Annotated in this window: 10 protein-coding genes; 3 read left to right on the top strand and 7 right to left on the bottom strand. The window is 27.1% G+C overall.

What is annotated here, in order from left to right; all coding sequences use genetic code 11:
- Positions 1 to 2 precede the first annotated feature (2 nt).
- Together HRT41_00660 and HRT41_00655 are read right to left on the bottom strand one after the other, a co-directional pair.
- Positions 3 to 1,298, bottom strand: a complete 1,296-nt coding sequence (locus HRT41_00660; protein NQY22518.1) for a sensor histidine kinase — start codon at positions 1,296 to 1,298, stop codon at positions 3 to 5.
- A complete protein-coding gene (locus tag HRT41_00655; protein ID NQY22517.1) occupies positions 1,291 to 2,046 on the bottom strand; it encodes a response regulator transcription factor in 756 nt (251 codons plus the stop codon). Before HRT41_00655 ends, HRT41_00660 begins: the two co-directional genes overlap by 8 nt.
- Before the next feature lie 22 nt (positions 2,047 to 2,068).
- Between HRT41_00655 and HRT41_00650 the strand changes: the two genes are divergently transcribed.
- Together HRT41_00650 and HRT41_00645 are read left to right on the top strand one after the other, a co-directional pair.
- Entirely contained in the window at positions 2,069 to 4,207 is a 2,139-nt protein-coding gene (locus HRT41_00650; GenBank protein ID NQY22516.1) for a hypothetical protein, read from the top strand.
- A gap of 82 nt (positions 4,208 to 4,289) precedes the next feature.
- Positions 4,290 to 4,544 (top strand): GIY-YIG nuclease family protein, encoded by a 255-nt coding sequence (locus HRT41_00645; GenBank protein NQY22515.1) that lies wholly within the window; start codon positions 4,290 to 4,292, stop codon positions 4,542 to 4,544.
- Positions 4,545 to 5,256: 712 nt separating this feature from the next.
- Here the strand turns inward: HRT41_00645 and HRT41_00640 are convergent.
- Both HRT41_00640 and HRT41_00635 read right to left on the bottom strand, forming a co-directional pair.
- Positions 5,257 to 7,344 (bottom strand): EAL domain-containing protein, encoded by a 2,088-nt coding sequence (locus HRT41_00640; GenBank protein ID NQY22514.1) that lies wholly within the window; start codon positions 7,342 to 7,344, stop codon positions 5,257 to 5,259.
- Positions 7,345 to 7,393: 49 nt separating this feature from the next.
- Positions 7,394 to 10,585, bottom strand: a complete 3,192-nt coding sequence (locus HRT41_00635) for a nitrate- and nitrite sensing domain-containing protein (protein NQY22513.1) — start codon at positions 10,583 to 10,585, stop codon at positions 7,394 to 7,396.
- A gap of 301 nt (positions 10,586 to 10,886) precedes the next feature.
- Here HRT41_00635 and HRT41_00630 point away from each other — a divergent pair, with 301 nt between their 5' ends.
- The gene (locus HRT41_00630; protein ID NQY22512.1) at positions 10,887 to 11,816 is read left to right on the top strand and encodes an AraC family transcriptional regulator; all 930 of its coding nucleotides are present in this window, start codon (positions 10,887 to 10,889) and stop codon (positions 11,814 to 11,816) included.
- A gap of 79 nt (positions 11,817 to 11,895) precedes the next feature.
- Here the strand turns inward: HRT41_00630 and HRT41_00625 are convergent, their stop codons facing one another.
- From HRT41_00625 to HRT41_00615, 3 genes are all read right to left on the bottom strand, one after another.
- Entirely contained in the window at positions 11,896 to 12,744 is an 849-nt protein-coding gene (locus HRT41_00625; GenBank protein NQY22511.1) for a YitT family protein, read from the bottom strand.
- An 84-nt stretch (positions 12,745 to 12,828) separates the two neighbouring features.
- Positions 12,829 to 13,056: a hypothetical protein gene (locus tag HRT41_00620; protein NQY22510.1), complete on the bottom strand. Its 228-nt coding sequence runs from the start codon at positions 13,054 to 13,056 to the stop codon at positions 12,829 to 12,831.
- A gap of 41 nt (positions 13,057 to 13,097) precedes the next feature.
- Positions 13,098 to 13,382, bottom strand: a complete 285-nt coding sequence (locus HRT41_00615; protein NQY22509.1) for an antibiotic biosynthesis monooxygenase — start codon at positions 13,380 to 13,382, stop codon at positions 13,098 to 13,100.
- Positions 13,383 to 13,935: the final 553 nt, after the last annotated feature.

The following is a 13,935-nucleotide window of genomic DNA, read 5'->3' as shown; positions in this document are numbered from 1 at the left end:
TATTAATTAAAAGTAATAATAAAAATGGCCCCATTTTTAGAGTTTTTAGCAGTAATATTGGCAGCGAAATTTTTATTTAAAATCATTTTACTCATATACAAACCAATTCCATTTCCATTATTTTTTGTTTTACTTGTGACATAAGAATCAAAAATTTTATCTATAATCTTTAAATCTATTCCTTTTGCATTGTCTTTGATACTTAAAATATTTTTCTTCAATAGAATATCTATTGTTGGATTTTTGATCTTATTTTCAACTAAAGCTTCTTTTGCATTTTGAAGAATATTCAAAAGTACTTGGGCCAGTTCTTTGGGATAAGAATACAGTGTATAGTCTTGCTGTATTTTGATGTTTAACGTGATATACGATGAGTCTAAAGAAGAACTGATAATTTTATTGGAATGAGAAATGACGGTGGAAATCAAAAAGGTTTGTTTTTCTTTATCTTTTGTATAAAAGTTTGAAAAATCGTCAATAGTATGGGATAAATATTCCAGTTGAAATTGTGCTTCATCTAATTTGCCTAATAAAAAATCTTCTTTTTTATAATGATCCATAATATGGAGCTGCATATTCATAATAAAAGAAGCAATTCTATTTAAAGGTTGTCTGTACTGATGGGAAATATTACTAAGCATTTCCCCCATTGATGCAAGTCTGCTTTGATGAATTAATATTTGTTCTTGCTGTTTTTGTTCTTTGATTAGAATTTTTGTTTTATACGAGAGTGCAAAAGATAATATTAGGGCTTGCAAAAAGTTTCCTATATACAAAAAAGGAAAATTATCTAAATGTATAATATTGAATATTTTGATTATATCTGTTACAAAAATACTGAGAACAAAAACACTCCATGCCAAAACATAATACAGTGCAGGTTTAAAGCCTTTTTTATAAATCAAATATGAGATAGGAATGAAAGGAAAAAATAAAATAGAATAAGCCTGTCTGAATATTTCATAATTTTCAAAATACAAAGAAATGATGGTAATACCTACAATAACAAAAATAATAATATTAACAAAAGTATATATGTTTTTATAATAGGTTTTTAATTCCAAAAATTCTTTTGAAAATAAAAGAGCAAATACAATAGCCAGTATGGCAGTTATTATAAGACAAGCAGTATTTAAAAATATAATTTGATATTTTTGTAAAATAAATAAAATCATAAAAAATTGTAGAAAACTGTAATATAAATAAGCGATTTTTTTATTGCTAATATACCACTGAAAATTGTATAAAATAACCATAAAAAGAGAGCCTATATAAAAACCAATTAAAATATTATTCATTTTTATCCAAATGTATTTTATAACCAAAACCAGAAACATTTGAGATTATATTTTTGGAGGTTTTTTCTCTGAGTGATTTTATTAATAATTTAATAGCATTTTTGGAAGAGCAGGAATCGTATACATCATTTTCAATGCTTTCATATGAGAGGGAAGAGGGATGGTTTTTTATAAAAAGCTCTAACAAAGCCCTTTCTTTTTTAGATAATGAAATGATTTGATTTATTTTACTTAATTCTTTTTCTTGGGTATTATAAACAAGATCCTTAGATAAGTACACTTTATCCTTGGGTTTTTCTTCTAAATAACTTTCACAGCTAAGTAAAGCTTCTTTTATTTTTATAATACTTAGAGGTTTTATTATATATTGAATCAGATGTAAATTGATGGCTTTTAATAAATACTCTTCTTGTGAATAAGCAGAGGTAATAATAATTTGTGTTTTTATAGATATTTTTCGTATCTTTTTTGCCATTTCAAGACCATTTAGTTTTGGCATTTGAATATCTGTTATTACGATATCTGGAGTATTTTTAACAAAACTGTCATAACCTTCTTTTCCATTGCTGGCTAAATACAGTGTTTTACATTGCCTTTTTAAATAAGAAGAAATATTCTCTTGTGTAATTGGATCGTCTTCGACATATAATATACTACAGTGTTTTAATTTATGCATCAAAATTATCTTTTTATTTATTATATCAAGTAAAACGTTTATTCCAACACCAAAGCCACACATAATTTTCATAATATCGCTTTAAAGGTTGGATATGGAAATTTTACTAACACAAGAAAATAATGATACAAAGACTATAGTATTCAAAGAATCTTTGATTCTGGATGCATCTGAATTTTCGCACATTGAAATCAATTCTTTCGTAAAAGAACTGGATTTTAAAGTCCTAAATGAAACAGATATCATTATTTACAATAAAGAAACCAAGTTTATAAAAATAAAAAATGCACTTCTTCTCCTGCAAGAAAATGACGATGTTTCAAATGCAGAGGGAAGTTATGCTTTTAGTCTGTCTTTTTTAGATTATGAGGTCAGCAGTTATATTCATTATCTTGATTTATTAGAATCTTCAAAAGCAACAGCCTATGATTTTAATACATCTTTTTTGGACTATATATTTTTAGAAGAGAATGCGATTGATGAAAATATCTTAAATCCAAGAATACAAGTAGAGGAAGAAATAATAGCGCTTAAAATAGAGACAGAAAAAGAAGATTCAAAAAATGGTATTTTTGATGAAGAAAAACTCTCTCCTGTTTTAAAACCTGAACCAGAGCCTGAACCTGAGCCAGAACCTGAGCCAGAACCCATTCCAGATAAAGAAGCACAAGCTCCTCTTTTAGATTTAATTATTGATAAAAATCCTAAAGAAATACCAATAACATGGCAGGGCATTGAAGGACTTGAAGATCATTTTATTAAAAAACCTACACATTTTTATTGGGGGGACTCAAACAGAGCTATCAAATGTTCTTGGGCTGATGATCAGATAATTATTACAAATAATGCAAATCAAAAGATTAGTTTAGGAAATGGAGACAATAAACTAGATATTGGAAATGATGCCAATAAAAAAATCACCGCAGGAAATGGGGATGATGTCATTTATATTGGAAATAATGCCAATGATAAGATTGACTTAGGCCATGGGAATAATATTTTAGAAATCAATAACGATGCCAATAAAAAAATTACGGCAGGAAAAGGAGATGACAGTATTAAGATTAATGGAAACAGTAATTCTTCTATTACTCTTAATGAGGGAAATGATTCTTTACACATAGGTGGAGACAGTAATGGTAAGCTTGATCTTGGCAATGGAAATGACAATGTTTTAATAGAAGGAAATGTTAATAATTCTGTAGATTTAGGAAAAGGAGATGATTTTTTAGAAATAAAAGGTGACTCCAATGGGCGTATAGATATGGGCAGTGGAGATGACCATGTACTTATCAATGGAGATGTCAACAAAACATTAAACCTAGGAAAAGGAAATGACTCCCTAGTCGTCAATGGCAAAATAAATGCTGATATTATTGGGGGCTGTGGTAAAGACAGTATTGTATTAAACAATTATACCTATGATGATTATATTAATAATGTAGATGATATTCAAAATAGCCTAGAAGGTTTTGAAGCCATTAAATTCTCAGATGGAACAGTAATAGGAGATGAAACACTTTTTGAGGAATACAATACTTATTCATATGAATTGAAAATTACTGCGAAAGTCACTGATATAGATAGTGAGAGTATTGACTCAATAAAAATTGACGCTTCAACGTTACCAGAAGGAGTAAAACTTTTTGATGAAAACGGAAATGAATTAGAATTAATTGATGGTTATTATGTTCTACAAATAGATGAAAACTCAAAATACATTGATGAAGCAATAACGATAGTATCAACAAAACCGTTAAGTGAAGAAGAGCTTAAAAAAATCGAAGTTACTGCAACGTCTAAAGAAGAAAATGGCGGAGATGAAGAGAGTATTATAAAACAACCCATTCTAGAAGATAATGAGCAAAAAGAAGAGAATGAAAATGAAAATGATGATGAAGGAAATAACAGTAATAATAGCACTGAGAATAGTGGTGATTATGAAAACATTAATATAGATGAAATAATAGAAAAATTAAATGAAATCTCTTATAAGAATTATCATTTAGTTCAAACCCCAGAGTTTGATATTGACTTCAAAGACTTGTTTACGCTTGAAAATGAAAATATATTCCTAGAAGATACAGACTTCAAAGAAAGTGAAGTAATAAAAACTATGGATACTGCAAGTAAAGATTTAACAAATGCTGAACCTTCTCCTCTTTTTTTACCTACTTTTGAAACGGTATTTAATGCAGAATCTGAAAATAAAATACTAACAGACAGTTTTTAATAGGAAAATCACTTCTTTTGAATACTCTTAAAAGAAAGAAGGAAAACTTTGATTCGATATAATAAGAATAAATAGAAGGAACATAATGTCGTATTTTGTTTATATTCTTGAGTGTAATGATGGAACCCTATATACAGGTATAACAAAAGATATTTCTAAACGTTTGGATGAGCATAATTATAAAGATAAAGGTGCCAAATATACTAAAGCAAGACGCCCTGTAAAACTCTTATATGAAGAAAAAGCAGAAAATAGAAGTGTTGCTTCCAAACGTGAATATTGTATTAAAAAACTAAGCCGCATAAAAAAACTTCAATTAATAAACAATTCTCTTTAAAACACACAGTAAAACTAAGTCTAAAAAAGGAAAATCGCAAAATATTCCTTTTAGATTTTTTTAGGAGAGATGATAGTTCGCTTATCATCTTGAACAACTTCTTTAGACAAAGATGCATAAATGCAGTATATAAAACAGAAAGGATTTTGAAAAAACAAAACTCTGTACTTCTTTGAAGTAAGAGCATGTGTCTCTGACATTTAGAAAAGAAACACATGCTAATGAAAAAAAGAAAGATACCTACCTTTTTATTTAATTTCTAAGTTCAGGGGTTTCTCAAGCAATGATGATATAAAACCATTGATTGTTTCTCTTCCTGTATCTGTTACTCGCTAATTAGAACAAACAAAAAGTAATATAACTAATACTTTTGTTTTAATATATAATCCTTTATTGTTTGCACGTAATTATAGGTTTTAAATATATTAAAAGAATAAAATAATCAATTTAGTTTTTATTTTAAGCTGAGGTATAGAAAATAATTGAGACTATATATTTGTCCAAACTTAGATTTTAGAATAGTTTTATTGTTTTGTTAAAATAATGCAAGATGTATTTTATGAAAAAAAGAAGAGAATAGAACTTATGTTTAAAGAGAGAATATGGGATTAAACAATGCACAGAATCTAAAAAAAGAGCTTATAGAAGAATCCCTCATCTAGAACAAGGTTTTTTTCTAAATTAAATTCTAAGATGAAATTATAATTATTTCTTAGTTTAATGCTTCTGGTTTATGAAATAAGTAACCTTGTGAATATGTAATACCAATCTCTTTAATGATTTGATACACTTCTTGACAGTGAACAAATTCTGCAACAACGTCTATATTTAATGCTTTTGCAAAACTTACAATACTACGAACTGTAATGAGTAATTTTTTGTTTTTATGAATATTTTTAATTAAGGAACCATCTATTTTTAGAATATCAATATTTAGTCTAGTAATGTATTCAAAGTTAGAATAACCAGTGCCAAAATCGTCAATCGCTACTTTACATCCTATTTTTTTCACTTTGTTAATAAATCTTGAGACTTCTTCAAAGTTTTCAATTCCTTCTGATTCAACAATTTCTATTAAAACTCTATTTGAGGTATTTGTTTGTTTTAATTTATTTATTAAAAATTCAATGGTATCTTTATTTGTTATGTCTTGTAGTGTTAAATTAATGGAGAACTTACTTGTTTTATCTTTAAAATATTCACAGGCTTTATTAATCATAATTTTTGTCATCATTGGGTAAAGTTTTGCTTTTTTTGCTTGTTTTAAAAAATCAAAAGGAGAAAGAATTCTACCGTCTTTTTGTTTCATTCTCATAAGTGTTTCGTATTTTACTTCTTGCGTAATATTGTTAATGATTTTTTGCCCATAAAGCAATATATTATCATTGTTTATAGCATATTTAATTTCTTGTGTTAATTCTATATTCTTTTTTAGATTTTTAAAATCATCAATTTCTTTATCAAAGATGAATAACTCTACATCATTTTTTTTTGCATAAGACAGTGCCATTTCACTATGAGTGAATAGTTTTTTATTATGGTCTGAGATGCCAATACTACAAGATAAATTAAATACATTATTATCAATAATAAATTTACTGTGATGAATATGTTTTAAAAAATTGATGCATGTTTTATGCAGTTCTTTAAAAGAATAATTACCATGACTTAAAAGAGCAAATTCATCAGCTCCAATTCTGTATATGTTTAAATTTATACTTTTAAATAAAAGAAGTTCTCTTGAAAAATTTTTCAAAACTTCATCTCCAATGTCTAAACCATAGGACTCGTTTATATCTTTAAAACTATCAATATTAATTATTGCCATTTTAGGAAAAATATTTTTGTTTATATCTTTAATAAGTTTTTGCCTATTTGGCAAGCGAGTTAAATCATCAATAAATTGTTCGTATATAATTTTATCTTTTTCATATAAAGAAGTAACATCATTTCGAATTCCAATATATTCAATGATATTATCATTATTGTCCAAAATAGGCATAATTGTAGAATCAACATAATAAGTACTTCCATCCTTTTTAGTATTTTTAATTATGCCCTTAAATGTTTTTTTATTTTTTATTGTAGTCCATAGATGGGCAAAAAAATCTTTCTTATTATCGGGATGTCTTACAATATTGTGTTTTTTACCAAGTAACTCTTCTCTTGTATAGCCAGATGTAGTACAAAACTTATCATTTACATAAGTGAGATTTCCTTCTAAATCTGTTTTTGTTACTATGGATGTTTCATCAAGTGCTTTTTTATATCTATCAAGCAAAGTAAGTGTTTTTAATAAATCAGTACTTTTTTTATTTGTTTTATCTAATTGAGTTTGAATTTTTTTTAAATTCTTATTATTTTTTATTAATTCTTGATTATATGTTTCTAGTTCTTTTTGTTTTTCTTTCTTTTTACTAATCTCTCTAAATGTTACATACAGTAGTTTCTCTTCTTTAATATTAATTGTTTTTAATGAGACTTCGGTCCAAAACTTTTTACCTTGAAGTGTTTGATGTAACCATTCAAAACGACTGTGTCCATCTTTATAACACTTATGTATTATTTGGTTTGCTTTCTCCTTAGATGTCATGCCACAGGGTTGATACTCTGGCGAGATTTGAGAAGGATGAATGTGAAAAAGGTCTTTTTTATTAGCCATATCTAACATTTTCAAAGCAGCTTTATTACAATCAACAAAATAGTCATCTTGAATTACAAGTATGGGATTATAGGCATCTTCAAATAAAATCTCGAAATTGATAACATTTTCTAAAATAAAATTACTGTCATATGACATTATTGGGTTTCCTCTTTACATAATAAACTACTAACATGAATAAAAAAGACTAGAAACTTTCCCATTCACTTAATTCTTCATTTTCATAGCTTTTTTTATTAGCACTAAGTGTTTGTACTTCTTTATGGTTTGTATTTTTCTGTTCATCAATCGTGAGTATTTCGCTTTTAGAATGTTTTTTATTTTTAATTGGCATCTTTGATATCTCTTGTGCAAATGTTCTTATATTGGTTTTTTCTGCTTTAATACTGTCTTTTCCTTCAAATTCTTTTTCATTGGCATCTTGAACAATTTTATTTGCAATATGTATTGTTTCATCTGCTATTTCTTTGGTTTGATTAGCCACTGCTGCATTTTTTTGTGTTTGTTGGTCAAGTAAACCAATAGCATCATTTATTTGTTCTATTCCTTTTTGTTGCTCTAATGAAGCCGTTGATACATCATTTATTAGTTCAATAGTTCTAGATATATTACTATTTAGAGAGCTGTATCCTTGAATCATTTTATCAGCAGTTTTTTTACCCCCGTCTGCTTTAATAGTCGCATTTTCTACGAGGGCCTTTATTTCATTTGCTGCTTCTGCACTACGAGAAGCAAGGTTTCGTACTTCTTGTGCAACAACGGCAAACCCTTTGCCTGCTTCTCCAGCAGTTGCGGCTTCAACAGCAGCATTAAGAGAAAGAATATTTGTTTGAAAAGCAATTTGATCAATAACGGCAATAGCTTCACTAATAGCTAATACTTGAGTATTTATCTCATCCATAGAACGTGTTGTCTCTTTTGCAAGCTCTTGGCCTGCATTAACAGAGCTTGTAACTTCTTTTGCATAAGAAGACATTTTTATAACAGTTTCAGTATTATGAACAATGCTACTGGTTATTTCTTCTAAAGATGCTGCCGTTTCTTCAAGAGATGCAGCTGCTTCATTGGAGGATGTATTTAAAATATTTACATTTTCTAATAGTACTTTGGCTGATTCATTGATAGTAAGCCCGTTTTTTTTGTTCTCAATTAGCATGTTCGTTATAATATTTCCAACATCTAAAATGTTATTTTCAACTTTACCTTGGGCATTATTGATTTTTGTCCTAAAATCCAGCTTTGAATACTTATTTAATACCTCAGTTATTTCGTTAATATCTGATCCAATGGTATTATTCATAACATTTAACATTTCATTTATTTCTGTTTTTAAATCTTTTAAATTAGAACTTTTTGGATGATAATTAAGCCGTTTAGATAAATTACCATCTTTAATTTGCGACACAATATCTTTTACTTTTTCCATAAATTTCATATCATCAAGAATAATCTCTTTTGTATTTGTAATATTTTCATTAATCTTTTCTGCCATACTCCCAATAAGATCTTTTCTTTTTAAATCTATTAGAACAACCTCTTTTGTTTCTTTATTTAAGAATCTAAAAAAGTCATTGACTCCTACTTCTAGTGTACGTATTCCATATAAAAGATTATTGACTACTAGTTGAGCAAAAATCAATGTAACAATTAGAATAATAAAAGATAAAACAAGATAAAAAAGCATTTCATTTTCAGCTTCTATTGATAATTCTTCGGAATTTTTGATGAGATTATTTGCCAAATAATCATCGACTTTTTTAAGTAAGTTAATTTTATTACTAATCATTTTAAACCAATAATCAGAATCTATGCCAAAACCACCAATTGTATTTGCCTCAAATGCAATTTTTCTCATTCTATTTACTTCATCAATATCTTTACCTTTTAAGGTTTTGTTGTAAAAATCTTTTGTTTGTTCATTAGCAGAGGCCAAAAATGATTGAATAAAAGTATTTTGTTCTGTAACAAGATTTAAAAATCTATTTTTTAAGTTTCCAGAAAATTTATTTACAGAAAATACATTTGTCATAACAGCTCGTTCAATTCCCGCTCTTTCTTTGTTCATCAAAAAATTATAAAAAGAGATGAGTTGGGTTGCTTCAATTGAGTTTTTAGGCAGTTTCGCGATATTTGCAATAGTATGCAAAAACTGTGCGTTCATTGAGGTATATGAACTAATTGCTTTTTCTGTACTGATACTTAGTTTGTCAATGTTATTTCTTAGGGCTAAAGTATTTTTTAGTTTTAAGATTGAAGCGTTAAGATCTTTTTGTATATAAAGAGGGTAGAGGTCTTTATTTAAATTTTTAACCAGTTTTTCAAGTGTAAACCTTTTTTGATTGGTAGCTTCTCTTTGCATTGGTAATTTTGTTTTAAATTTATTTCCTTTACTTCCAAGATAAGCTGCTGTTGCCCCTCTTTCTTTTTGTGTTTCATGAAGCAACGCAGATAATGACTGGGCTATGATAACTATATTTTGTAGTTCTTGATTATTTACTTTAATATTTGAACTTATATAGTTCTCAACTTCTTTCAATTTATTTATCTTTTTACTAATTGAATCAAACCAATAAGAAGCATCAATACCAAAGCCACCCTTGTCTTTTGCTTCTAAAGCAATGGCTCTCATTCTATTTACTTCTTCTATACTCTTTCCAGATACAGTTTTAATATAAAATGTTTTATTTTCTTCATTTGCTAATTGAGTAAATTGTTCTAAGTAGGTATTTTGTTGGGCAATTAGACTGTTCAATTTAGTTCTAACACCTGGAAAATATTTATCATTTTTAAATGTTGAAGTTGCCAGTGCCCGTTCGATTCCTGTTTTTTCTTTAGCATATAAAAAGTGCGAATAAGCACTGATTTGCTGTGAAAACGATGCATTATTAGAAAATTTACCCAGATATACGATTGTTTTTAAAAATGCATTGTTCATATTTGTATAATATTTAAGGGCATTATTGGAATTAATACTGAGCGATGATACTTGTGATCTTTTTTCTGATAAGTTTTTTAATAAGGTAATAGACTTTTTTACTTGTTTGCCAAAAGCATTGTTTAATAATTTTTTATCTAGTGTTTCTAAATAAGTATAAAACGCTTCTTTTTTAGAATCTGTAAGCTCTCTTTGTATTGGTAGTTGCTTTTTAAACGTAATGCCTTCACTTCCAATAAATCCAGCTGTCATACCTCTTTCTTTTTGTAGTTCATGAACAAGAGAAGTAATTTTGCTAGCTAATTGAATGCCATTAAAAAGTCCATTGTATTGTTTATACGCATTGTATCTGTCATAACTGATATTACTGGCTAAAAATATTAAACCCACTATTGGTAAAATCAGAAGAAATATTAATTTATTTTTTATAGAAAAGTTATTCATTTTAAGCCCCTATTAAATTCAATTAATTACATATGAGATAATACTAATCATTAATAACTAACTTATGTATAAATATTACATATATAAAAAAACAATAGCTATAAAAAAACGGAAAATTATATAATTCTTTTAAATATAGAGTTTAAAACAGTGATATAATCGTATACTGTTCTTTATTTTTAATAAAAATAATTTATTAATAAAATAATATAAGAATTTTTTTTAAAATAAATTGGGATTATGAATAGTTATTCTTAAGATTTTTAACTATTTATTGTAGTAAGGAAAAACATGATTAAAGATGATTAAACATACATGTAACAATATTGAAGAATATTTAGAACATATTAAAAAAATCGACATTAAGTATATGCAATTAAAAAAAGGTGTATTCTTGAACGAATTAATATCTGTTTCAAATAATGAAATAATAATACAATATGTTAAATCTACTCTTTCTTCTAAGATATTTGCAGTAGTACCAAATTACTATACTTTCTTTTTTGTTAATTCTTTTCATAAACAACAAAATAATGGAATAGAAATTGACAAAGAAACATTGGTTATAGTTGCACCAAACAAAGAGTTTGAACGAATCTCTTATGGCGAATATGAAGTGATGTCAATTAATATCCCTAAATTAATAATAGAAAAAAGACTTGGACCTTTGTTATCTGGTATATATAAGTCAAATAATTGTAAACATATGAATGCATTACAATCTTATTGTAATGAAAATATTTTTCAAGGTTCTTTTAATCCTTCTACCTTTGATTATTGTCTTGAAAATATATTAGATTGTATTGAAGGAATAATATCAGAAACAGAAATAAAAAATAAAAAAAATACTTATAGCCTGCAGTATAATGAAATATCCACATTCATGAAGAGAAATTTAAAAAGTGATTTGTATATACCTGAGATTGCAGAGAAATTCAAAATTACAGATAGAACATTACGTAATATTTTTAGAAGTGAAGTTGGTATTTCTCCAAAAGAGTATAAAAATGCAATAATTATGAATCGTTTTAAAACTAAACTTCTCAAATGTAAAGAAAGTAATATTAATGATGTTTGTATTCAGTGTGGCATAGCAGATCATAGTTTACTTTCAAAGAATTTTAAAGAGTTCTTTACTGTCTCTCCTTCTGAATACAGGAGTTTATTTATGAATCAAAAAATAAAAATAAATGTAAAAGAAAATAATCCCTTAAAAAAAAGAAGAGAATAGAACTTATGTTTAAAGAGAGAATATTGGATTAAAAATTAAATTTAGTATTGATAAAAGAAAGGATTGAATCCTTCTTTTATTAATGTCCTCGTCCTAACATTTCATTTGCTTCTGAAATAATCATAAAAGCATCTTTATCATGTTCAATAATCATTTCTCTCAAGCTTTGTAATTTTGTTACTTCTACTACAAGAAGAATAATCTTTTTTTCTTCATTATTTGAAAAACCTTGACCCGAAATTACTGTTCCTTCAGGCCCTAATTCTTCTTTAATTAGTTTTGTAAACAAATCAACTTTATTGGTTACCAGATGTACTACTTTTTTATTAAGACTTCCCGTTAAAATAAAATCAATAACTTTTGTTGTGACATAAATACTGATAATACTCCATAAAATACTTGTTTTATCCTCAAATATAAACAAAGCAGAAGTAATAATAATAAAATCGATACATAATATTACCGTAGAAGGTTTGATCTCACTCTTAGAAGAAACAATTTTTGCAATAATAGTAGAACCCCCAGCAGAAGAGTTTCCTTTAATGACTAAAGCCAACCCCAAACCAATAAAAGCGCCTCCAAAAATACTTGCAAGGGATTTGTCTAAAATGACTGCTTCAAGTTCTAATACTTCTACAAAAAGATCAATAAAAATGGATATTAAAACAATAGTAACAATAGTTCTAAAAGCAAACATTTTTCCTAAATACTTATATCCTATAAGTAAAAGAGGAAGATTAACAGCAATCATTAATGTACCAATTGAATACGGACTTACATAATGTAATAAAAGAGATAAACCAGCTGTTCCTCCTGTTAATAAATCATTCGGAACAAAAAACCAGACTACGCCTAAAGCTAAAAAGATACATCCTGTGATAATAAATGCATAGTTTCCCAGTTCTTTTTTTAATATATTATTATTCATTTTTTTCCTGTAATATTTTTCTCGTATTGTAGCTTATTCTAATCAAAAATTATTTCATATAGCTATGATTGTTTAAATTTTATTTTAATAATACTTATTTTTGTTGTGAAAGTACTTGATGATTATCAAGCTGATAAACCATAGAATAGAAAGTATAAAGATAGTAGTTATAAAAGGAATGGTAAAATCGAAGAAAAACTGAATAAACAGGCTTATAAAAGCAGCCGTTAGGGTGGCATAAGCAACTGCAAAAAGCAGTACAATTGGCAGAGTTAAGATAAATTCTAATATTTTTTTTGTTTTATTATTCATGTTTGTTCCTTAGGGATATTTTACTGTATTAAAAGTTTTTATTATAAAACTTCTAATTCAAAAGGTTCAACATGAGCGTTGTATTGTTTGAAATTATTTATAAAAAAAGAATAGTGCTCAGACTCGTAGTGTTTATCTAATGCTTCTTTATTTTCCCATGAATCAATTTGAATAAATTCAACAGGATTGTTTTTTGTTTGAAAAACATCATACATTAAACATCCATCTTCTTCTTTTGAAGGTTTTACTGTTGCTTTAAGTAATGCTTTTAGCTCTTCTATACAGTCTCTTTTTGCCAAAAATATAATTTGTCTTGTAATTATCATAATACTCACTTTTTCTAATAGTTAATTTTTTGTATTGTATTAAATATTTACTTTAGTTTAAATCAGAATGTTGGGAAAACAATAGTAGATATTGTTTTAAAGAGCTCTTAAAATGAGCTTTGCTCTTATTTTAGTCTACACGTAAAATTTAGTTATTAGATTACATTTCATTCTTGTGAAACAATAGTAAATGTTAGAGCTCATACAAAGTACCTTTGCGCTTTTTTCTTTTTCTTAATTGTCAGAAAAAGAAACAAAAAGAAGCAACTGACGAGTTGATAAAGCCCTTCGGGTACCTAAAGATTTTTATTGTTTAACTAGGCTGTGGAACCTACTAAAATGTGCTAAAGAGCACATTTCTTCACGCTCGAACAGTCCTCGCCTTTTTCCGTTAAAAAATAAAAAGATTTAGCTTTATCAAAGTCAGGGAAAAGAGCCGTTGGGAATGTGGTTTTATTGTTAATTGGATTAATTTACAGATTTTGAGTTTTTTGTAGAATTTTTGGCATAAAATAGCAAGATGTTATTTGAAATGTTTTCATATCAGATTTCA

The sequence above is a fragment of the Campylobacteraceae bacterium genome (assembly GCA_013215945.1).
Taxonomy (GTDB): Bacteria; Campylobacterota; Campylobacteria; order Campylobacterales; family Arcobacteraceae; genus NORP36.
This window is presented reverse-complemented; position numbering and strand designations above follow the sequence as displayed.